Source organism: Pseudomonas petroselini (assembly GCF_045037875.1).
Taxonomy (GTDB): domain Bacteria; phylum Pseudomonadota; class Gammaproteobacteria; order Pseudomonadales; family Pseudomonadaceae; genus Aquipseudomonas; species Aquipseudomonas petroselini.
Map to the genome: position 1 here is coordinate 1,382,777 of NZ_CP173614.1, position 22,552 is coordinate 1,405,328.

Annotated in this window: 18 protein-coding genes; 5 read left to right on the forward strand and 13 right to left on the reverse strand. The window is 61.5% G+C overall.

Translation table 11 applies throughout. The features are described from left to right. Window positions 1–187: 187 nt before the first annotated feature. The gene (locus ACI512_RS06375; RefSeq protein ID WP_064053939.1) at window positions 188–967 is read left to right on the forward strand and encodes a hypothetical protein; all 780 of its coding nucleotides are present in this window, start codon (window positions 188–190) and stop codon (window positions 965–967) included. Here the strand turns inward: ACI512_RS06375 and ACI512_RS06380 are convergent. From ACI512_RS06380 to ACI512_RS06440, 13 genes are all read right to left on the reverse strand, one after another. Further along, the gene (locus tag ACI512_RS06380; protein ID WP_003171467.1) at window positions 964–1,560 is read right to left on the reverse strand and encodes a MarC family protein; all 597 of its coding nucleotides are present in this window, start codon (window positions 1,558–1,560) and stop codon (window positions 964–966) included. The genes ACI512_RS06375 and ACI512_RS06380 overlap by 4 nt on opposite strands. Window positions 1,561–1,659: 99 nt before the next feature. After that, entirely contained in the window at window positions 1,660–4,431 is a 2,772-nt protein-coding gene (locus tag ACI512_RS06385; protein WP_102061152.1) for a hybrid sensor histidine kinase/response regulator, read from the reverse strand. A gap of 114 nt (window positions 4,432–4,545) precedes the next feature. Beyond that, entirely contained in the window at window positions 4,546–5,838 is a 1,293-nt protein-coding gene (gene purD / locus ACI512_RS06390) for a phosphoribosylamine--glycine ligase (RefSeq protein WP_231808867.1), read from the reverse strand. A 167-nt stretch (window positions 5,839–6,005) separates the two neighbouring features. Beyond that, the gene (gene purH, locus ACI512_RS06395; protein ID WP_064052022.1) at window positions 6,006–7,613 is read right to left on the reverse strand and encodes a bifunctional phosphoribosylaminoimidazolecarboxamide formyltransferase/IMP cyclohydrolase; all 1,608 of its coding nucleotides are present in this window, start codon (window positions 7,611–7,613) and stop codon (window positions 6,006–6,008) included. Window positions 7,614–7,694: 81 nt separating this feature from the next. Then, complete coding sequence (gene fis, locus ACI512_RS06400; protein WP_002555375.1) at window positions 7,695–8,015, reverse strand: DNA-binding transcriptional regulator Fis; 321 nt, start codon at window positions 8,013–8,015, stop codon at window positions 7,695–7,697. Then, window positions 8,012–9,025 carry a tRNA dihydrouridine synthase DusB gene (gene dusB / locus ACI512_RS06405; protein ID WP_236380998.1) on the reverse strand — a complete coding sequence of 338 codons (1,014 nt, stop codon included), beginning with the start codon at window positions 9,023–9,025 and terminating at the stop codon, window positions 8,012–8,014. The genes fis and dusB overlap by 4 nt, the downstream gene beginning before the upstream one ends. Before the next feature lie 185 nt (window positions 9,026–9,210). Next, window positions 9,211–10,443 (reverse strand): DUF3426 domain-containing protein, encoded by a 1,233-nt coding sequence (locus ACI512_RS06410; protein ID WP_236380999.1) that lies wholly within the window; start codon window positions 10,441–10,443, stop codon window positions 9,211–9,213. A 30-nt stretch (window positions 10,444–10,473) separates the two neighbouring features. Further along, window positions 10,474–11,352 carry a 50S ribosomal protein L11 methyltransferase gene (gene prmA / locus ACI512_RS06415; RefSeq protein WP_010213491.1) on the reverse strand — a complete coding sequence of 293 codons (879 nt, stop codon included), beginning with the start codon at window positions 11,350–11,352 and terminating at the stop codon, window positions 10,474–10,476. Window positions 11,353–11,646: 294 nt separating this feature from the next. Further along, entirely contained in the window at window positions 11,647–13,008 is a 1,362-nt protein-coding gene (gene accC / locus ACI512_RS06420; protein WP_046033970.1) for an acetyl-CoA carboxylase biotin carboxylase subunit, read from the reverse strand. 17 nt (window positions 13,009–13,025) lie between these two features. After that, entirely contained in the window at window positions 13,026–13,487 is a 462-nt protein-coding gene (gene accB, locus ACI512_RS06425; RefSeq protein ID WP_012721998.1) for an acetyl-CoA carboxylase biotin carboxyl carrier protein, read from the reverse strand. Window positions 13,488–13,511: 24 nt separating this feature from the next. Then, window positions 13,512–13,967, reverse strand: coding sequence for a type II 3-dehydroquinate dehydratase (aroQ, locus tag ACI512_RS06430; RefSeq protein WP_012721999.1), 456 nt, complete (start codon window positions 13,965–13,967; stop codon window positions 13,512–13,514). Window positions 13,968–14,264: 297 nt separating this feature from the next. Further along, a complete protein-coding gene (locus ACI512_RS06435) occupies window positions 14,265–14,813 on the reverse strand; it encodes a methyl-accepting chemotaxis protein (protein ID WP_405121883.1) in 549 nt (182 codons plus the stop codon). A 1,466-nt stretch (window positions 14,814–16,279) separates the two neighbouring features. Further along, on the reverse strand, window positions 16,280–17,950 hold the full coding sequence (locus tag ACI512_RS06440) for a PleD family two-component system response regulator (protein WP_122811422.1): 1,671 nt from the start codon (window positions 17,948–17,950) through the stop codon (window positions 16,280–16,282). 388 nt (window positions 17,951–18,338) lie between these two features. Here ACI512_RS06440 and ACI512_RS06445 point away from each other — a divergent pair, with 388 nt between their 5' ends. The 4 genes from ACI512_RS06445 to speA all read left to right on the forward strand — a co-directional run bounded on the left by ACI512_RS06445 (window position 18,339) and on the right by speA (window position 22,478). Beyond that, the gene (locus ACI512_RS06445) at window positions 18,339–19,316 is read left to right on the forward strand and encodes a DUF2333 family protein (RefSeq protein WP_371916678.1); all 978 of its coding nucleotides are present in this window, start codon (window positions 18,339–18,341) and stop codon (window positions 19,314–19,316) included. A gap of 2 nt (window positions 19,317–19,318) precedes the next feature. Next, window positions 19,319–19,855, forward strand: coding sequence for an NUDIX hydrolase (locus ACI512_RS06450; RefSeq protein WP_012722003.1), 537 nt, complete (start codon window positions 19,319–19,321; stop codon window positions 19,853–19,855). A 194-nt stretch (window positions 19,856–20,049) separates the two neighbouring features. After that, window positions 20,050–20,421, forward strand: coding sequence for a translation initiation factor Sui1 (locus ACI512_RS06455; protein WP_012722004.1), 372 nt, complete (start codon window positions 20,050–20,052; stop codon window positions 20,419–20,421). 143 nt (window positions 20,422–20,564) lie between these two features. Beyond that, the gene (speA, locus tag ACI512_RS06460) at window positions 20,565–22,478 is read left to right on the forward strand and encodes an arginine decarboxylase (protein WP_012722005.1); all 1,914 of its coding nucleotides are present in this window, start codon (window positions 20,565–20,567) and stop codon (window positions 22,476–22,478) included. Window positions 22,479–22,552 lie beyond the last annotated feature (74 nt).

Here is a 22,552-nt window from a genome sequence, read left to right on the forward strand (position 1 = left end):
TGATGTTGTTCGGCGCTTTTTCTTTTTATGGCGACGAAATCCGGAAGCTCGCCAGGCACCCTGCGTGATTGCTGGGTGCCAGGGTTTGACGGGCCGCACCAAGGGGTTTTTATCGCCAGGGAAACCCGTCGGGCAGTGGACTAGGGTGAACATAAGCCTCGAGTTGGGGTGCTTGTGGAGAATCAAAATGGAGCGACATCACAAAAGGATCAACAGTACAAAAAGGCGCAAGTTGATTGCCGCCTACAAGTTGCCGGGAGCGTCAGGCACGCAGGCGGACCTACCGCTGGACACCGAGGACAACTTCAATGCGGCGGTGGTCAACAACAGCGTCATCTCATTTGCCGAAGGGCTGTCCGGCCTGAATCGGGAATACATCCGTAAAAGCTACCTGCTGGCCAGCAGCTACGTAAGCGATGTGTTGAAAGTCCAACGCGGTACCGAGGTCTGGTACGAAGAATTTATCAAGGTGATGATCAGCCTGGGCTGGCTGCCGGTACGCAGCCGCTTCGAGCGGATCTCCCGTTCGGGAAAGGGCCTGACGGTGCAATTGGCGGCGCTGAATATCATGGCCGCGCTGTGGGCGGCTACGTCATTGTCCGGAACGCTGCTCACCGCGCTGCCGAAACTGGCGGCCGATGCGTTGGAGGCGTTGAAGCAGACGCCTGCGACTTTCGAGTTGTTCAAACGCAACAGTTCGGTACACCAAGGCGGTGATTTCGGCCTGGCGTCCTGTGCTGAAACCGATGGTGAACTGATGATGGTGCTGGTGACCTACAGCACCCACGGCGTGAGCAAACAGGTGGGGTTGCCGTTCCTGGAGTGGGACAGCTCTTCGTTCGAAGCCTTCAGCGGGCAGACCTGCCTGGTGCTGAACACCTCGGTGGTCAACGAAAAAACCATCCAACTGATGCGCGAAAGCGCGGGAGACAAGGTGCAATTGGCGATCGCCAAGTACCGGATCTAGGGCACCAGGTAGCCGCGTACCCCGGTGAAAATGATTTGCGCGGCGAGGGCGCACACGAACAAGCCCATCAACCGGCTGACGATCTGCAAGCCCTGGTCACCGAGGATACGTTCGATGCGGTTGGACAGGTACAGCACCACGCCCACCGTGAGGCTGGCCAGGGCGATGCTGAGGATGGCGGTGAGTTTGTCATCCCAGTGCGGTTGACTCACGCCCATCACCAGCAGTGCACCGATGGTGCCGGGGCCGACGGTGAGGGGGATGGTCAGCGGCACGATGGTCACGTCCTGCTGCACGTTGTCGGTCTGCACCGCCGACTTGCCTTGGGCCATGCCCAGGGCGGAGATGAACAGCACACTGCCGGCGCCGATGCGGAAGGCGTCGACGGTGATGCCGAACACACTGAAAATTACCCGGCCGAACAGGTAGAGCAACACGCTCGATACCAGGGTGGCCAGCGCCACTTTCCAGGCCAGGCGCCGCCGCTCTTTACTGGAGTAGCCACGGGTAAGGCTGATAAAGCAGGACAGCACGAAGAACGGGCTGTAGAGCACCAGCATTTTCAGGTAGACGCTGAATAACACGTGGAGCATGAAGGGCGGCTCGCGGGCGGAAAAAGTGTGGGCAGTCTATCAGGCGAAACAAATCAAATGTGGGAGCTGGCTTTTGTGGTGAGCGGGCCGGATTACAAGTCAGGAAGGCGCGTGTTCCGGCCTTTGTTGGCGCTGTGCCACCCAGAACTCCACCAGTTCCCGCAACTGCGACAACTCCACCGGCTTGGCCATGTGCCCATCCATCCCGGCCTGGCGGGCGCGCTCTTTATGTTCCGTCAGAATGTGCGCCGTCAACGCCACCACCGGCGTACGAATGCGTTGGTGGCTCACCTCCCACGCACGCAGTTGCTGGGTCGCCGAGAAACCGTCGAGGATCGGCATTTCACAATCCATCAATACCAGGTCATAACGCTGGGCTTTCATCGCCTCCAACGCTTCCTCGCCATTGCTGGCGGTGTCCGGGTTGAGGTTGAGCTTGCCGAGCATGCCACGGATCACTTTGGTGGAGATGCTGTTGTCTTCGGCCACCAGGATGCGGAAGTCAGCGGGCACCGTGACGGCTGCCGGTACGGCGAGGGGCGGGCGTGATTGCAACGTGCCTTTGCTGCGCTGGGTCAGTTCGTCGGCCAGGGTGGTCTTGAGCGTGTAGCCGGCCACCGGCTTGGCGAGGATGCGCTTGATCCCGCAATTGCGCGCGATGATCTTACTCGGCGCGTTGCTGATGCCAGTGAGCATGATCAGCAGGATGTCGTGGTTCAGGCTCGGGTCTTCCTTGATCTTCGCCGCCAGTTGCATGCCGGTCATGCCGGGCATGTTCTGGTCCAGCAGCACCACGTCGAAGTAGTCACGCAGGTGCGCCTTGGTGCGCAGCAACGCCAGGGCTTCCTTGCCCGAGGGCACGGCGCTGACGTTCAGGCCCCAGGCCGAGCATTGCTGCACCAGCACTTTGCGGCAGGTGTCGTTGTCGTCCACCACCAGCACCCGTGCGCCTTTGAGTGGGCCGTCGAGGTCGGAGGTCGGGTGCTCCAGGCGTTCCGGGTCCAGCGGCAGGGTCAGCCACAGGGTGCTGCCCTGATGGCTGCCGCTCTTGATACCGAACTCGCCGTTCATCAACAGGATCAATTGGCGGGCGATGACCAGGCCCAGGTGACCGTTCAGGCGGGTGGCCGAGAAGAAATTCTTGCTGTGCAGTTCGCTGTGCAGCAAGGCGTCGCGCTCGGCCGCTTCCATCGGCAGGCCACTGTCCTGCACGGCAATGCGCAGGCGTGGCTTGGTGCTGCGGTCATCCAGCGCGACGACGATCAGCACTTCGCCTTCGTCGGTCTTCTGCAGGGCGTTTTCCAGCAGGCTCAACATGGCCTGGCGCAGGCGGGTCGGGTCGCCGCTGATCACGCGGGGCACCTGAGGCTGGATAAAGCTGATCAGCTCGACGTTCTGCTGCTCGGCCTTGGCGCGGAAGATGCTCAGGCAGTCTTCGATCAGCGCATTGAGGTCGAACTGCACGTCATCCAGTTCGATCTGGCCGGACTCCAGCTTGGAGATGTCGAGGATTTCGTTGATCAGCGTGAGCAGTTCGTTACCGGCGCTGTGGATGGTCTGCACATAGTCGCGTTGTTTCACCGACAGCGGCGTGCCCAGCAGCAGTTCGGTCATGCCGAGCACACCGTTCATGGGGGTGCGGATCTCGTGGCTGATCTTGGCCAGGAACTCGGCCTTGGCGGCGATCTCGGCGTTGCTCGCCGCCAGGTCGCGGCTGAGGCTGAAGCGCGCCTCGACAATCGCACGCTGGCGTTCGCCCAAAGCCAGGCTCATCAACAGGCCGCTGAGGCAGATAAAGGCCAGCAACGTGACGATCAGACCCTGTGGCGAGACCATCGTCAGGCCCAGCAGCGCCGGCAGGATGATCAGCGTACCGATGTTGAACACCACCATCGCGGCCACGAACAGGCGTGCCGGGCGGTAGCCTTTCTGCCAGTGATAGGCCGAGACAAACAGCATGCTCAAGCCGGCCAGGGCCACCAGGGCGTAGGTGATGATGTTCAGCGGCAGGGTGTTGACGAACAACAGCAGCAGGCCGCACAGCACAATGAACAGGATGTCGCCCATCAACAGTTTGTTCAGCGGGTGCGGGCCCAGTGGCATGAAGAATCGGTAGGCGAACATCAGCCCGCACGGCGCGGTCAGCAGCAGCGCCAGGTAAGCGCCGGGTGTCTGGACCGCATGCCAGTTCGGCAGCCATGGACCTATCAGATTGAGCAGCAGTGCCAGGCTGAGCATCAACAGCACTTCGCAAGCCGCCAGCCACAGGCTGCTGCGCGAGCGGTGGTAGGCGAAGCGCGTGAGGTTGTGCAGGATCAGCATCAGCAAGCAGCCGAACAGCAGGCCGTAGATCAGCGTCTGGGTCTGGTCGGCGGCGGCGAGCACGGCCGGTTCCAGGGTGATGTAAGGGCGCAGCTCGTGTTCGGAGACCAGGCGCAGGTAGACCTCAAGGGGCCTCTGGCTCTGGGGCATCGGCAGCATGAAGTCGCTGCTGGGCAGCGGCCGTTCTGCCTGGGGCTGGCGCGTGCCGGTGCTCTGTTGTTCCACCAGGGTGTCGCCGTCCAGCACATACAGGCTCAGGTGCGACAGGTCCGGGGCGAATACCCGCAGCACTTGCTCGTGCTTGCCGGGTTGCAGCTTGAAACGTACCCACAACGCACCGTCCGGTTCCGCAGCGGTGATGCGGTCCAGTTCGATGGGGCTGAATTGATTGGTGTAGCGCGAGGACCGGATGTCGCTCAGTTGCAGGTCGGCCTGTTCATCAAGCAATACTGCCCAGCCACTGCCTTGCGCGGCGGCCTGGGCCGGGAACAAGCAGAGCAGTGTCAGCAGGCTGACAGTAAAACCTATGGCGATCCTGAGCCAGCGCACGGCGAAATCCCTTCGTAGGTTGATGCACGGGTTAACTATGCGCGGGTAGGCCTGCATACGGCAAGGGCCAGAGGCCCTTGCCTAGCCGAACGGATAGCTACTGACGGCGGCTGCTTAGCTGCTCTCGCCCCGTTCACGGGCGATGGCGCGGTAGCCGATGTCCTTGCGGTAGAAGCAGCCGTTCCAATCGATCTTCGCGGCCAACGTGTACGCCTGTTGCTGCGCGGCGTCGACACTGGCGCCCATGGCAGTGGCGCACAACACGCGGCCACCGGCGGTCACGACCTTACCGTCCTTGAGCGCGGTGCCCGCGTGGAACACTTTGCCTTCCAGGGTCGCCGCCGCATCGAGGCCTTCAATCACATCGCCCTTGGCGTAGTCGGCAGGGTAACCACCGGCCGCCAGCACAATGCCAACGCTCGGACGTGGGTCCCACTGCGCTTCAACCTTGTCCAAGGCCTGGGCCAGGGCGGCTTCCACCAGCAGTACCAGGCTCGATTGCAGACGCAGCATCACCGGTTGGGTTTCCGGATCGCCGAAGCGGCAGTTGAACTCGATGACTTTCGGGTTACCGGCTTTGTCGATCATCAGGCCGGCATACAGGAAGCCGGTGTAGACATTGCCTTCATCGGCCATGCCACGCACGGTCGGCCAGATCACCAGGTCCATGACGCGCTGGTGCACGTCGGCGGTGACCACCGGGGCCGGGGAGTAGGCACCCATGCCGCCGGTGTTCGGGCCGGTGTCGCCGTCGCCGACGCGTTTGTGGTCCTGGCTGGTGGCCATCGGCAAGACGTTCTTGCCGTCGACCATCACGATGAAGCTGGCTTCTTCGCCGTCGAGGAATTCTTCGATCACGACGCGCGAACCGGCGTCACCAAAAGCGTTGCCGGCGAGCATGTCGCGCACGGCGTCTTCGGCTTCCTGCAGGGTCATGGCGACGATCACGCCTTTACCGGCGGCCAGGCCGTCGGCCTTGATCACGATCGGCGCACCTTTTTCACGCAGGTAAGCCAGGGCCGGCTCGATCTCGGTGAAGTTCTGGTAATCGGCCGTCGGAATCTTGTGGCGAGCCAGGAAATCCTTGGTGAACGCCTTGGAGCCTTCCAGCTGGGCCGCGCCGGCGGTTGGGCCGAAGCAGTCCAGGTTGCGGCTGCGGAACAGGTCCACGACGCCAGCCACCAGCGGCACTTCCGGACCGACGATGGTCAGGGACACGTTCTTTTCAGCAAAATCTGCCAGTTGCTCAAGGGCCAGCACGTCGATAGCGACGTTCTCGCACTTGGCTTCAATGGCGGTACCGGCGTTGCCGGGAGCGACGAAAACCTTCTGGACGCGCGGGTCCTGGGCAACTTTCCAGGCCAGGGCGTGTTCACGGCCACCGCTGCCAATGATCAAAACATTCATTTCAAAAACCTCAAATTCTGTAGGCGCTGCAGGAGCGCTTTATGTGGGAGGGTTCTTGTGGTGAGGGGGGCGTCCCCCGCCGGTTTCACTGGAGATCCAGTGGGGCTGCTGTGCAGCCCAGCGCGGGACACGCCCGCTCACTACAAAAAGCCCCTTCCACATTTGGATCAGTGACGGAAGTGACGCATGCCGGTGAAGACCATGGCGATGCCGGCTTCATCAGCGGCGGCGATCACTTCAGCATCACGCATCGAGCCGCCCGGTTGGATCACGGCGGTCACGCCAGCTTTCGCGGCATTGTCCAAGCCATCACGGAACGGGAAGAATGCGTCGGAAGCCATCACCGAACCCACCACCTGCAAACCGGCGTGTTCGGCCTTGATCGCAGCGATACGCGCCGAGTTCACGCGGCTCATCTGGCCAGCGCCGACACCGATGGTCTGGCGGTTCTTGGCGTAGACGATGGCATTGGACTTCACGTACTTGGCCACTTTCCAGGCGAAGATCAGGTCGTTGATCTCTTGCTCGGTCGGGGCGCGCTGGGTCACCACTTTCAGGTCTTCGCTGCCGATCATGCCGATGTCACGGCTCTGTACCAGCAAGCCGCCGTTGACGCGCTTGTAGTCCCAGGCAGCGGCGCGGTCAGCCGACCACTCGCCGCAGGCCAGCAGGCGCACGTTGGCTTTGGCCGCCACGATGGCGCGGGCTTCTTCGCTGACGCTTGGGGCAATGATCACTTCAACGAACTGACGCTCGACGATCGCCTTGGCGGTCTCGGCGTCCAGTTCACGGTTGAAGGCGATGATGCCGCCGAAAGCCGATTCGGTATCGGTGGCGTAGGCCAGTTCGTACGCTTGGCGAATGCCGCCTTCCGCGTCCGGGCTCACGGCCACGCCGCACGGGTTGGCGTGCTTGACGATCACGCAGGCCGGCTTGACGAAGCTCTTCACACATTCCAGCGCGGCGTCGGTGTCGGCCACGTTGTTGTAGGACAGCTCCTTGCCTTGCAGTTGGGTCGCGGTGGCGATGCCGACTTCAGCAGGCTTGGCCTCCACGTAGAACGCCGCGCTCTGGTGCGGGTTCTCGCCGTAGCGCATTTCCTGGGCCTTGATGAACTGGCTGTTGAAGGTGCGCGGGAACTGGCTGCGGCCTTCGGTGCTGAGGGTTTCAGCGGCTTGGTTCACGGTGCCCATGTAGTTGGCGATCATGCCGTCGTAGGCGGCGGTGTGTTCGAACGCCTTGAGCATCAGGTCAAAACGCTGGGCGTAGGTCAGGCCACCGGCCTTCAGGCTTTCGAGCACCTGGGCGTAGTCGCTGGCGTTGACCACGATGGCCACGTCTTTATGGTTCTTGGCGGCCGAGCGAACCATGGTCGGGCCGCCGATATCGATGTTTTCGATGGCAGTCGGCAGGTCGCAGCCTGGCTTGTTGATGGTGGCTTCGAACGGGTAGAGGTTGACGGCCACCAGGTCGATCGGCTTGATGCCGTGTTCGGTCATGATGGCATCGTCGATCCCGCGACGGCCGAGGATGCCGCCGTGGATTTTCGGGTGCAGGGTCTTGACCCGACCGTCCATCATTTCTGCGAAACCGGTGTAGTCCGCCACTTCCACTGCGGCCACGCCGTTGTCCTGCAGCAGCTTGAAGGTCCCGCCCGTGGAGAGGATTTCCACACCCAGAGCTTCCAGCTCGCGGGCAAATTCGAGGATCCCGGTCTTGTCGGAAACACTGATCAAGGCGCGGCGGATCGGCAGGCGGGTAGTCTGGTCGGTCATTTCAATTTCCATCAAAAGCAAAGGAGTCAGCAAAAAAGGCGACCGGTTTTACGCGGGCGCCTTTCTGGTTTGATTGAATGCTTACAGCAAATCGTATTGTTTGAGCTTTTTGCGCAAGGTGCCACGGTTGAGGCCCAGCAGCTCACTGGCTTTGGTCTGGTTGCCCTTGACGTAGTTCATCACGCTTTCGAGCAAGGGCGCCTCGACTTCGGAGAGCACCAGGTTGTACACGTCCGTGACGGAAGCGCCCTCAAGGTGGGCGAAATAATTGTGCAGCGCCTTCTCGACACTCCCGCGAAGGGTCTGACCTTCTTCGCTCGGCGTGTTGAGGTGCTGTTTCAAATTGACGTTGTCGCTCACGGGTGTTGTTCCACTCACTAAAGTCTCGGTCATCATCGTCATGCGGCCACCCCCTCTCCGTCCCCTGTCCCCAGGCTCTTTTCACGCTCGCTGAAGTACTCTCGAACGGTGGCGACCTGTGCTTGCGTATCATCCAAACGATTGAAGTGGGCGCGAAACTCCCTGGCGCCCGGCAAGGTTGCGAGATACCAGCCGACATGCTTGCGGGCAATGCGTACTCCCATCACGTCTCCATAGAAAGCGTGCAGGGCGGCCAAATGCTCTAGCAGAATACGTTCCACCTCGATCAGCTCCGGTGCCGGCAATACGTCGCCAGTACGCAGAAAATGCTCGATCTCACGAAAAATCCACGGTCGCCCCTGGGCGGCCCGGCCAATCAACAAACCATCGGCACCGGTGGCGTGCAGCACGCGCCGGGCTTTCTCGGCGGAGTCGATGTCGCCATTGGCAAACACCGGTATCGACACCGCCTGCTTGATCGCAGCGATGGTGTCGTACTCGGCTTCACCGGTGTAAAGGTCGGCGCGGGTGCGGCCATGCACCGCCAGCGCTGTAATGCCTGCCTGTTCGGCGATCTTCGCCACCGTCAGGCCGTTCTTGTTGTCCCGGTCCCAGCCGGTGCGAATCTTCAGGGTGACCGGCACATCGACTGCGGCGACAACGGCCTGCAGGATCTCGGCAACCAATTGCTCATCTTTCAACAGCGCGGAACCGGCGGCCTTGTTGCAGACCTTCTTGGCCGGGCAGCCCATGTTGATGTCGATGATCTGCGCCCCCAACTCCACGTTGGCCCGGGCCGCATCCGCCAGCATCTGTGCATCTCCACCGGCGATCTGGACCGAGCGGGGCTCGGGATCGCCTTCGTGGATCATGCGCATCCGCGATTTGCGGGTGTTCCACAAGCTCATGTCGCTGGTGACCATTTCCGAGACTACTAGACCCGCGCCCAACCGCTTGCACAGCTGACGAAAGGGCTGGTCAGTGACACCCGCCATCGGGGCGAGAATCAAGCCGTTCTGCAATGTGTATGGGCCGATGCGTACCGCCGACATAGGACTTCCCTGTTGTGGGGCCGGATCATTAGAGTTCGAAAAAGGGTTGGCATGATACCCGCTCTCGATGACTGGATAAAGGCTGAATTGGATAAAATCTGAACAGTTATTTCTTTATCGCTACCGGTTTGGTCGCGCGGGGCTGAGTCAATAACTCGCCGTCAAACCTCGGTGCGTGAACCGATTCACTCGGGCGAGTGAAAGCTCAGGCTGTAATTAACGGCTTTATTGCCCGGATCGAGGATATCCAGGGAGATATGGATCGGCGTTTGCGATGGCATTTCGCTCACACCGGCCAACTCGCCGCTGAGGTATTCGGCGGGTTTGAAGCGACGACTGGCAATCAGGCTGCCATTCAGGTCGGCAAAGCGCAGCTCCAGCAGCGGGAAGGGCTGGGAGAATGTCGCACGGTTATAGATGATGGCGTCCACCACCAGCGCCCCGGCGAAGTCCGGATGGCTGCGTACCACCAGGTTACTGCTCTTGATATGGGCGATATCGACCCGCGACGGCACCGTACAGCCCAGTGTGGGGCACAGTTGCTGGAACCACGGACGGTAGGCGTCCTGGCGGGCCAGGTCGTCGAATTGGTAGGCGATGTACTGGGCTGCGAGGCCGCCGGCGGCGATCAGCACCAGCAACAGCCAGATCAGGCGACGGCCCAGGCTGGCCGGACGCTTTTGCGCGTAGAGGTGCAGCGGATCGTCTTCGAGATCCAACAGTTGCTCGTCGTGCACACTCGTTTCGGTGCGCGGGCGCTTGCGAGAGGGTTTGGGGCGTTCTTCGGGTTCAACGTCATCGGCCGATTGGGTCAATGGCGTGAACGGTGGATCGACGTCGTCATCGTCTGGCATGGAGCGCAGGGGTGGCTCATCGTCGAGGTCGTCGGTGTGAAACGACATGGACGGCTCGGTGCGCTGCTTGGTCGCAGGTGCGTTCGTCGGTTCGGGTTCGATGTGCGTGGCTTGCACGCGCTCTTCAGGCGGTTCGCTGAACAGGCTGGCAGCCCATTTTTCTTCTTCGGCCTTGACGGTGTTGCGGCTGGCGCTGAGAGGCTCATCTTTTTGCCGACGATCAGTACCCGCTTGGCGACGTTCTGCGCCGGCAGGCTGGGTGTGCTGAATCTCGCGACGTTCCAGCTTGGCCAGTTCTTCGTCCAGGTCCAGGTTGTCCAGGTCCAGCTCTTCGGCGGTCCACTGCTTTTGGCTGATAGCCCGTGGCAGCTCTGGCTCAGCCGCAGCCGGCAGCTCGGGCGCTGGTGTACCGGCAGCACGCTGCTCCAGCAACTGGCGAGCCGCATTGAACACTTGCAGGCACGAGCCGCAGCGAACCACGCCACGGGCCACGCTCAATTGAGCGTGGTTGACGCGAAAGCGCGATTGGCAATGCGGGCACTGGGTGACGAAACTGTCGGTCATGCGGCCATCCGATTCAGGCAAGCGCTCATTCTAGCGCCGACGACCGCTGATGCGTACCCAGCCATCGCGGTTGGCGATCGGATCCAGCTCGAAATCCTTCGCGTAGGCGGCGGCGACGTCTTCGCCTTGCTCGGCAAGGATGCCCGACAGCGCCAGGCGGCCGCCCGGCTTGACCAAGCTCGACAACTGCGGCGCCAGGGACACCAGCGGCCCTGCGAGGATGTTGGCGACCAGTACGTCGGCCTGCACCTGGGGCAATTGCTCCGGCAGGTAGAGTGGGAATTTGCCTTCAGGAATGTTGTTGCGCCCGGCGTTATCGCGCGAGGCTTCCAGCGCCTGCACGTCGATATCGGTGCCCACGGCTTCCTTGGCGCCCAGCAACAGGGCGGCAATCGCCAGGATCCCCGAGCCGCAACCGAAGTCGAGCACGTGGCTGTCGGTCAGGTCCTGGCCGTCCAGCCATTCCAGGCACAGCGCGGTGGTTGGGTGGGTGCCGGTGCCGAACGCCAGGCCCGGGTCCAGCAGCAGGTTGACCGCGTCCGGCTCAGGCGCGGCATGCCAGCTCGGCACGATCCACAGGCGCTGGCCGAAACGCATCGGCTGGAAGTTGTCCATCCAGCTGCGTTCCCAGTCCTGGTCTTCGATGACTTCGCTGTGATGCTCCGGCAGCGGGCCGCCGGTGAGCAATTCCATATGGGCCAGTACGGCGGCGGCATCGGTGCCGTCTTCGAACAGGGCCAGCAAATGGGTGTGCGACCAGAGCGGGGTGGTGTTGAGTTCGGGTTCGAAGATCGGTTGGTCTTCGGCGTCCATGAACGTGACCGAGACAGCGCCGACTTCAAGGAAAGCGTCTTCGTAGGTTTCGGCTTGTTCTGGGCTGATGGCGAGACGGACTTGCAGCCAAGGCATGGCGGGCACCTTTGAAAAAATGAGTGTGCGACTGCTGGGTCGCGAAAGCGCGCAAGTTTACGCGAGAGCAGGGCAGAAGACGACTGTGCCGACGATATGCAGTGCTCAGGATGTACAGGGACCACCTGTGGGAGGGGGCTTGCTCCCGATAGCGGTGTGTCAGTGGTGAATTAATCAACTGAACCACCGCTATCGGGAGCAAGCCCCCTCCCACATTGGATTGTGTGCATTCATAAAGACCGGTGCCGCAGAAACAACAAAGCCGCCCGAAGGCGGCTTTGTTGAGTGGAGCACTTACTGGTTAGCCAGCTTGTGTTCCAGGTAGTGAATGTTCACACCACCCTCGCAGAAGCCTTCATCACGGACCAGGTCCCGGTGCAGCGGGATGTTGGTCTTGATGCCGTCGACCACGATTTCGTCCAGGGCGTTACGCATACGGGCCATGGCCTCGTCGCGCGTGGCGCCCCAGGTGATCAGCTTGCCGATCAGTGAGTCGTAGTTGGACGGAACCTTGTAGCCGCTGTACAGGTGCGAATCGACGCGAACGCCGTTGCCGCCCGGTGCATGGAAATGCTTGACCAGGCCTGGACTCGGGATAAAGGTTTTCGGGTCTTCGGCGTTGATGCGGCACTCCAGGGAGTGGCCGTGCATCTTCACGTCGTCCTGGGTGAAGGACAGTACGTTGCCGGCGGCGATGCTGAGCATCTCCTTGACGATGTCGATACCGGTGACCATCTCCGACACCGGGTGCTCTACCTGCACACGAGTGTTCATCTCGATGAAGTAGAAACGACCGTTCTCGTAGAGGAACTCGAAAGTACCGGCGCCACGGTAGTTGATGTCGATGCACGCCTTGACGCAGCGTGCCAGCACTTCCTGGCGAGCCTTTTCATCCAGGCCCGGTGCCGGTGCTTCTTCCAGTACCTTCTGGTGACGACGTTGCAGCGAGCAATCGCGGTCGCCCAGGTGGATGGCGTGGCCCTGGCCGTCGGACAGTACCTGAACTTCCACGTGACGTGGGTTGGTCAGGTATTTTTCCAGGTAGACCATCGGGTTGCCGAACCAGGCGCCCGCTTCGGAGCGGGTCTGCTTGGCGGCTTCGATCAGGTCTTCTTCCTTGTGCACCACGCGCATGCCGCGACCACCACCGCCACCGGCGGCCTTGATGATCACTGGGTAGCCGACTTCACGACCAATGCGCAGAGCGGTTTCTTCGTCTTCCGGCAGTGGGCCGTCGGAGCCAGGAACGGTGGGTACACCGGCGGCGATCATGGCGTCCTTGGCCGAGACCTTGTCGCCCATCAGGCGAATGGTGTCGGCTTTCGGGCCGATGAAGGCAAACCCGGATTTTTCCACCTGTTCGGCGAAATCGGCGTTTTCCGCGAGGAAGCCGTAGCCCGGGTGGATGCCATCAGCGCCGGTCACTTCCGCGGCCGCTATGATGTTCGAGACTTTCAGGTACGAGTTCGTGGCCAGTGGCGGGCCGATGCAAATGCTTTCGTCCGCCAGTTTCACGTGCATCAATTCGGTATCGGCCGTCGAGTAAACAGCGACGGTCTTGATGCCCTCTTCCTTACAGGCGCGCAGGATACGCAGCGCGATCTCGCCGCGGTTGGCGATCAGGACTTTTTGCAGTTTCTTCGCAGGTTTCAACATCGAAGGCGCTCCGCGGTTCAAACGATGGTGAACAGCGGCTGGTCGTACTCAACCGGCTGACCGTTTTCTACCAGGATGGATTCGATGACGCCGGCTTTTTCAGCCGTGATGTGGTTCATCATTTTCATCGCTTCTACGATGCAGATGGTGTCGCCCACTTTCACGGTCTTGCCGACTTCAACGAAGGCTGGCGAGGTCGGTGCCGGGGTGCGGTAGAACGTACCGACCATTGGCGACTTGACCACGAAGCCGTTCAGCGCAGGCGCGGCTGGAGCGGCAGGTGCGGCGGCAGCAGGTGCGGCGGCCGGTGCAGCAGCGGCTGGCGCCGGTGCTTGCATCTGTGGCGCGTAGAACTGCTGGGCCGGGGTCTTGCTGTGACGGCTGATCCGTACGGACTCTTCGCCTTCCTTGATTTCCAGCTCGTCGATACCGGATTCTTCCAGCAGTTCGATCAGTTTCTTAACTTTACGGATATCCATGAATCATCAACTCCCAAGGGTCGGTCAGGGGCGCTTGGCCGGTTGTTCAAGCTGTTCCAGGGCGGCCTCCAGGGCCAGTCGGTAACCGCTGGCGCCAAGGCCGCAGATCACTCCTACCGCTACGTCGGAGAAGTAAGAGTGATGGCGGAAAGGTTCGCGTTTGTGCACGTTCGACAAATGCACTTCGATGAATGGGATGCTCACCGCCAGCAACGCGTCACGTAATGCAACGCTTGTGTGTGTAAAAGCGGCGGGATTGATCAGGATAAAGTCCACGCCTTCGCCGCGCGCGGCATGGATGCGATCAATCAATTCGTACTCGGCATTGCTTTGCAGGTAGAGCAGATGGTGGCCGGCTTCACGCGCCCTGCGTTCAAGATCGAGGTTGATCTGATCGAGGGTCACTGCCCCGTAGACGCCCGGTTCACGGGTGCCGAGCAGGTTCAGGTTGGGTCCGTGAAGAACCAGTAAGGTCGCCATCGGCTGTTCCTTGTTATTGATGTGGGTACGGCAGAACTCGGCGACTATGCCGCAAAGCCTTTGTGACTGTCCAGTTCTATGCAGTAGGCGGCACGATTAGCGAGGATTGCGCAAAATTTGTGACTACGGGCCGGGATCCGGTCATTGGCGAGACAGCGTTGAATCCGGTGGAGATCAATGTGGAAGGGGGCTTGCTCCCGATGGCGGTGCATCAGTCAACACGTACAGTGGCTGATACCCCGCAATCGGGAGCAAGCTCCCTCCCACCTTTTGATCTCCACAGGGCAATAGATCAGGTCACACGCGGAAGGCCTGCACCGCCGTATTGAGCTGCCCACCCAGCACCAGCAAATGCTCGCCCTGGCTGCGGCCCTGGCCAATGCGCAGCAGATTATCCTCGCCCAACTGGTGAATCCGCTCGCTGTTGTCGCGAATCTCACTGACGGCACCACTTTGCTGCGCCGTCACATCCGCGATGCGCACGGCTGTTTCGGAAATGGTCTGGATGGCACCGACGATTTCATCCAGCGCGCCGTCCGCGGCCTGGGCCTGCTGGGCGGTAGCTTCGGCGTGTTCGACCTGCGCGCGCATGCCTTGTACCGATTGGTGGGCGGCGCTTTGCAGGCCGGCGATCAGGGTCTGGATTTCTGCGGTGGCGCCGGCGGTGCGCTGGGCCAGGGAGCGGACTTCGTCGGCGACCACGGCAAACCCACGGCCGGCTTCACCGGCGCGGGCGGCCTCGATGGCCGCGTTGAGGGCCAGCAGGTTGGTCTGGTCGGCAATCGAGCGGATCACCGTCAGCACGCCGCCGATGGTGGCCGATTCCTCGGCGAGTTTTTCGATCATCTGCGCATTTTGCTGCACTTCGCCCACCAGGGCATGCAGCCCGGTCAGGCTCAGGCCGATCACACGCTGGCCTTGCTCCACCGCCTGGCCCGCGCTGCGGCTGGCGCCGGCGGCCTGGCTGGCATCGCCGGCGACTTGCTGGATGGTCGCTTCCAGTTCACCCAGCGAATCGCGGATCTGCGCAGTGTCCCCAGCCTGGCGTTCGGCGCCGTCGTGCAGGCCGCTGCTCAGTTCGGCGAGGGCGCGGCTGCTGCCCGCGACTTCCTCGGCATTGCCGCGAATCGTGCCGACCAGGTCCACCAGGTAGGCGCGCAGGCGGTTCAACGAGGCTTCGATATCGTGGAGTTCGCGGTTGGTCTTGCCCAAGGCAATCGGCTGGCTGAAGTCACCTTCGGCCCAGGTCGACAGGGCGGGTGCCAGGTTGGTCAGCACCCGTGCCAAGCGTCGTTGCAGGGTGTCGATCAGCAGCGCGATCAGCAGGATCAGGCCGATCATCACCCCTTGCATCACACGCACTTCGCCCTGGATTGCCCCATGCTGTGCGCGCACAACCGGTTCCAGGCCAGCAATGGCCTGCTGCACTGCGTTGATTTTCAGGCGGGTGCGGGCGGCCAGGTCAGCGCGTTGCTGGATTTGTTCGCGGGTGCGCTTGAGTTCAGCGGGATAGCGGGTCAGCAGGCTGTTGAGTTCGCGTTTGAGGTCGACGCCGGTGTCCTGGACTTCGGCTTTTTCACTGTTTTCCAAGCCCATCATGGCCGAGAAGTCATCGGCGCCGGATTCGGCACTGGCCTTCACCCCCAGCAAGGGCAGTTGCTCCAACAGGTCGGCCTGGGTGCGGATATTGGCGACTTCGCGCTCCACATCCGTGGCCAATTCCGCGCGTCCGCTGCTCACCAGTTTGTCGCGGGCCAGGGACAGCTTGGCCAGGTGCTGGGATGCCGCCAGCAGTGGGGGCAAGTAACGCGCAGCTTCGGCAGAATTCACGCCGCTGGCGTATTGGCTCAGTTGCTCCAGGTTCGCGCCCAATTCGCGCTCGGCCTGCAGCAGCAAGGCTTGTGGGTCGCCAGCCAGCTTGCCGGCAGCCAGCAAGTCGGTTTTGCTGAACGCATCCAGGTCGACCAGGCTGGGGCGCAGGTTTTGCGCGAGGTCCGCAGGCAGTTCATCCAGATGCTGCAACAGGCTTTCCAGGCTCTGGCCGGCGCTGCTCAGGCGCAAGGCATCGCCACTGGCCAGGTAGTCGTCGATGTTGCGTGCAGCCTGGTTCTGGAAGGTCTGCGACAGGCCCAGGTAACGTTCCATCAGCAGATAAGGCCGCTCCAGCGCCCGTTGCGACCACCACAGCGTCGCCCCCAGCGCCAGGCACACGGCCACCAGAAGAAGGGTATTGAGATTGGTCAGCAGCTTCAGGCGCATGCGTGGTATCAACCGACAGCAAAAGATAAGTGCCTGAAGTTATTGCGTTTGCGTTACAGCGTTATGACCGAATCAGTGGATTCCGGTGAAAAGATGGCACTTTGCTTTGATGCGCGCGCAGCCTGCACGCGGTTGCGTCCGGCGTGCTTGGCGCGGTACAGCGCCTCGTCGGCCTGGGCGGCCATCATCAGGCTGTCGGAGTCGTCGCACAGCTCCACCAGCCCGGCGCTGAACGTGCACCATAAATCCTGCGGTTGGGCCGGGTAGTGGATTTCGGCAAAGCGGCCACGGATTTCATCCAGTACCTTGCAGGCCGATTCCAGGTCGGTGTCCGGCATCACAATGGCGAACTCTTCGCCGCCGTAGCGCCCGATGTAGTCGGTCTTGCGCAGGCGCTGCTTGAGAAACAGCGCCAGGCTTTTGATCACGCGGTCACCCATGGGGTGGCCGTGGCTGTCATTGACCCGCTTGAAGTGGTCGATATCCAGCATGGCAAAGCTCAGCGGCTTGTTCTCGCGGCGTGCGCGGAAGCTGCAGTCTTCAAGCAGTTGCAGGATGTGAGTGTGGTTGTACAGGCCGGTCAGGCTGTCGCGCACCATCCGTGCCTTGAGGTTGCGTGCGCGAGCGGCGCGGTTGCGCACGGTGGTGATCAGGTGGCGCGGCTTGATCGGCTTGGTGAGGAAGTCGTCGCCGCCTTCGCTCATGGCGTCCAGTTGTTTATCCAGGTCGTCCTCGGCCGACAGGTAGATGATCGGTACGCTGACATAACGGTCGTTATGGCGGATCACCTTGGCCAGTTCGGTACCGGTACAGGCGGGCATATACATGTCGAGGATGATCAGGTCGGGCTGGAAGTCCGCCAGTTCAGCCATGGCCTGGATCGGTTCGATCAGCGTGCGGGTGACGATACCGGCGCTGTTGAGCAGCCGCTCGGTGTGCAGCGCCTGGGCCCGCGAGTCGTCGATGATCAGCACCTTATACGGCTCGTACTGGGCGACGCAGGTCAGCACTTCGATTTTTTCCAACAGGCTTGAGGCTTCCAGCGTCCCGGTCAGGAACTCCTGGCCCCCGGCGCGCACGGCGGCCAGCCGGGTAGGGGTGTCGGTCTCGTGCAGGCTGAAGAACAGCAGCGGCAATTTGTGCTCCAGCCCTTCCTGGGCTTCGGCGGCGAGCTTGAGGCCCAGGCCGGTGCCGCAGAAATCCACGTCCATTACAATCGCTGAAGGCAGGCGCTCGGCCATCGCCGCCCGAAACGCGGCCACGCTGTCGAGGGATTGGGCGCTCAAACCGAAAAATTCCAGCTGCTTGGCCAGCCGCTCGGCGCGGTCGTGATCGGCCAGCATGACGTAGATCGGCTTGCGCATCGGCGGCAGGAAGGTTTGTTCCAGCTGGTCACCCTGGCGCAGGCCGGTGCGGGACAGGCGCTGCATCAAGCGATTGAGTTCGGTGATCAGGTGGCTGCTGAGGCGCCCACGGTTCTCGTCGACTGCCTTGAGGGAGTCGCCGATGTGTTGCGCCAGCTGGCGGTGTTCCGGTTGTTCGAAGCGCTCGGCAAACCGCAGCAGGCGCAAATTAGCCTCGCTGAGCTCGGAAAGGTCGGTGCCGGACCACTCGCTGCGTTGCAGGCGCTGCCAGATCTCAAGAATTTGACGTGCCTGATGAATTACCCGCTGGGCAAAATGCTGCTTGAGACGCTCACGGCTGGGGTCTTCTGGCTCGGTCATATCCTGACTACTAGTTAGGGTGCATGCTGAGGTCGACTGATGGCTCTATGCTAGCACCTCTTTTCCTTGGGATGAGTGTCATGCATCAATAAACTGTGTGTTCCGGGTATTCAGTTGCTGACCCGGTGGTCGCGCAGCGTAAAAAGCGTGCATCCTTTATAGTCGAATACCCTCTGTGCGCCAGTTTGGTGAAAAGCCCCGCACGGGCGGGCACGATGGGGTAGGGTTGTGGTCGGAGTGTTTGAACGCACGCCATCAATTCAAGTGCATGAACTCAAGTGATTGAAAGGATATCGCCATGCTGGACTGGAAAAACCGTGCAGGCAGTGCCAAAGGCCCCGCCCCTGAGCCCAAGTCGGCCAACCGCAGTTATCTTCGTACCGTGCTGATGAGCCGTGCCGTGCTCAGCGTGCTCGGCCTGTACCTGCTGGTCACCGGCGCCCTGGGCTGGTACTGGAGCGAAGAGCCGGCACTGTTTCCGGTCCAGCAAAACGCGCAGATTGCCGCCGAAAAAGAAGGCAAGCAGATGGTGGTGGGCTTTACCACCGTCGAAACCCTCAAGACCGTGGTCGGCACCTTGCTGAACAAGCCCGGCGGCTACATTTCCAACGACCGTTTCCCTCCAGGCCTGTGGATGGACAACATGCCGAGTTGGGAATATGGCGTGCTGGTGCAGGTGCGCGACCTGACCCGCGCCCTGCGTAAAGACTTCGCCCGCTCGCAGTCGCAGTCGGCCGAAGACGCTGACCTGGCCAAGGCCGAGCCGCGCTTCAACTTCGACAACAAGAGTTGGGTGCTGCCATCCAGTGAGTCGGAATACCAGGAAGGCATCAATTCCCTGAGCCGCTATGAAGCGCGCTTGTCCGACCCGAACCAACGCGGCGCACTGTTCTACGCACGTGCCGATAACCTGAACAACTGGCTGGGCGATGTCGCCACCCGCCTGGGCTCGCTGTCGCAACGCCTGTCGGCCAGTGTCGGCCGGGTAAAACTCAACACCGCACTGAAAACCGAAGCCCTGGCTCCGGGTGAGGTGCCGCAGGTCGATGAAGAAGTGGTGGAAACCCCATGGATGCAGATCGACAACGTGTTCTACGAAGCACGCGGCCAGGCCTGGGCCCTGTCGCACCTGCTGCGCGCCATCGAAGTCGACTTTGCCGACGTGCTGGCCAAGAAGAACGCCACTGTCAGCGTGCGCCAGATCATTCGTGAGCTGGAGGCCTCGCAAGAGCCGGTGTGGAGCCCAATGATCCTTAACGGCAGCGGCTTTGGCGTATTGGCCAACCACTCGTTGGTGATGGCCAACTACATTTCCCGGGCTAACGCTGCGGTGATCGATTTGCGTCAGCTGCTCAACCAAGGTTGATGATGGACGCTACTCAAAAGGAGGCCGCCCACCGCGCGGCTTCCGATGCCGAACTGATCTGCTGGGTCGATGAGCAGGACACTCTGCTCGGCAGTCTTGTCAGGGCCGATCTGCGCCAGCGCGGGTTGATCGGCCGTTGCACCTTTATCTTCCTGTTCAATTCGGCCGGTGAGCTGTGTGTGCACCGGCGCACCCTGAGCAAAGCCATGTACCCCGGTTTCTGGGACACGGCGGCGGGTGGGATGGTAGCGGCAGGTGAATCCTATGCCGTGTCTGCTGCCCGAGAGCTGGAAGAAGAGTTGGGTGTCGGCGGGGTGGAACTGGTCGAACACGACCATTTCTACTTCGAAGATGGCGACAGCCGGCTCTGGTGCAAATCCTACTCGGCAGTCTGGGATGGGCCGCTGCGCCTGCAGCCGGAAGAGGTCATGGAAGCGCGCTTTTTGCCTATAGGCACTGTCCTGCAGGAGGCCGAACAAAAGCCTTACTGCCCGGACGCCCAAGAGGGGCTGCGACGTTATCTGGCCTCACGTCGCTAAAGTTGCATAAATTGGCGCCATTTGGCTCTTAGCAAGTCAGCTTTTTGTGGTTACACTGCGCGACTTTTCACCCGAACCACCCTGGTGGTTCGGTAGCGCTGCCCCTGCCTGAGTGGGGCTTCGCGGTTGGTGACTCGCCTCTTTTAACCAGAGCCGAGCGCTGGCCAGTCTTTGTCCTCCCAAGAGGATTGCCGGTGGCCAAAAAAGCCGCATCCTTCGCCGCCCTTGGTGGCCTGGTATTTTCCACCGATGCAGGTCGACACTGCCCGGACTGTCGTCAGCCCGTGGATTCGTGTACCTGCAAACAGACCCTGATCCCTGAAGGCGACGGTATTGCCCGCGTGCGCCGCGAAAGCAAAGGCCGTGGCGGCAAGACGGTGACCACCATCACCGGCGTGCCGTTGGCCGAAGAGGCGCTGAAGGAACTGGCCACCACGCTGAAAAAGCGCTGTGGCACCGGTGGCGCGTTGAAAGACGGGGTCATCGAGATCCAGGGCGATCACGTCGAGTTGCTGTTGGCCGAGCTGATCAAGCTCGGGTACAAGGCCAAGAAGTCCGGCGGCTGAAAGCCTCTTCCCAACCTGTGTCTAAACTCTGTCCTGCGCGTGGGGTCTACCTTGCTTGCAGGCAAATCGTCATTTTCATTCTTTAGACTGCGCCAGCCTCGAACCAGGGGCGGTGCCTTCGACTTCATATATAGGGGACTTCGATGTCCGTACGACGCACACGCAAAGACGATGGCAGCCAATGGACAGTTGCGGACAGCCGCAGTGTTTACGGGATTCGCCATTGGGGGGCCGGTTATTTCGCGATCAATGAAGCCGGTCGCGTAGAAGTCCGTCCGAACGGTCCGAACAGTACGCCCGTCGACTTGTACGAGCAGGTCGATGAACTGCGTAAAAGCGGCCTGTCCCTGCCGTTGCTGGTGCGCTTTCCTGACATCCTGCAAGATCGCGTACGCCAATTGACCGGTGCCTTCGATTCGAATATCGAGCGCCTCGAGTACCAGAGCAAGTACACCGCGCTGTACCCGATCAAAGTGAACCAGCAGGAAGCGGTGATCGAGAACATCATCGCCACCCAGAACGTGTCCATCGGCCTGGAAGCCGGCTCCAAGCCTGAGCTGCTGGCGGTATTGGCCCTGGCGCCGAAGGGCGGCACTATCGTCTGCAACGGTTACAAGGACCGTGAGTTCATCCGCCTCGCGCTGATGGGCCAGAAGCTCGGCCACAACGTGTTCATCGTGATCGAGAAAGAATCTGAAGTTGAGCTGGTGATCGAAGAGGCTGCCAGCCTTAAGGTCAAGCCCCAGGTCGGCCTGCGCGTGCGCTTGTCGTCGCTGGCGTCGAGCAAGTGGGCGGACACCGGTGGCGAGAAGTCCAAGTTCGGTCTGTCGGCGGCGCAGTTGCTGTCCGTGGTCGAGCGCTTCCGCGCGGCGGGCCTGGACCAGGGCATCCGCCTGCTGCACTTCCACATGGGTTCGCAGATCGCCAACCTGGCCGACTACCAGCACGGTTTCAAGGAAGCCATCCGTTACTACGGCGAGCTGCGCAACCTCGGCCTGCCAGTGGACCACATCGACGTGGGCGGTGGCCTGGGCGTGGACTACGACGGTACTCACTCGCGTAACGCCAGCTCGATCAACTACGACATGGACGACTACGCCGGCGTGGTCGTGGGCATGCTCAAGGAGTTCTGCGACGCGCAGAGCCTGCCGCACCCGAACATCTTCTCCGAAAGCGGCCGTTCCCTGACCGCGCACCACGCCATGCTGGTGGTGCAGGTGACCGACGTCGAGAAACACAACGACGAAATCCCGGTCATCGAAAACAAGGAAAGCCTGCCGGAAACCGTGCAATGGCTGGTAGACCTGCTGGGCCCGACCGACATCGAGATGGTCACCGAAACCTACTGGCGCGCCACCCACTACATGAGCGATGTGGCCACCCAGTACGCCGACGGCAAACTGACCCTGGCCGAAAAAGCCCTGGCCGAACAGTGCTACTTCGCCGTGTGCCGCCGCCTGCACAACTCGTTGAAAGCCCGCCAGCGCTCGCACCGCCAGGTGCTGGATGAACTCAACGACAAGCTGGCCGACAAGTACATCTGCAACTTCTCGGTGTTCCAGAGCTTGCCGGACACCTGGGCCATCGGCCAGGTACTGCCGATCCTGCCGCTGCACCGCCTCGACGAAGAGCCGCTGCGCCGTGCCGTGCTGCAAGACCTGACCTGCGACTCGGACGGCAAGATCAAGCAGTACGTCGACGAGCAAAGCATCGAAACCAGCTTGCCGGTACACGGCTTGAACGAAGGTGAAGACTACTTGCTGGGTATCTTCCTGGTGGGGGCTTACCAGGAAATCCTGGGGGACATGCACAACCTGTTCGGCGACACCGACTCGGTGAATATCTACCAGCGTGAAGATGGTTCGGTGTACAGCGCCGGCATCGAGACGCACGACACCATCGAAGACATGCTGCGCTATGTGCATTTGTCGCCGGAAGAGCTGATGACGCATTACCGTGACAAGTGTGCGAGCGCGAAGATCAGTGCGGCGGAGCGTACGCAGTTCCTGGATGCCTTGCGTCTGGGGCTGACGCGTTCGTCCTACCTGTCCTCGTAAAAAATCTGGGAGGGGGGCAAGCCCCCTCCCACTTTTGACGCAGTGCTAATCCTGAAATTGTCTGAGGGCTGAGC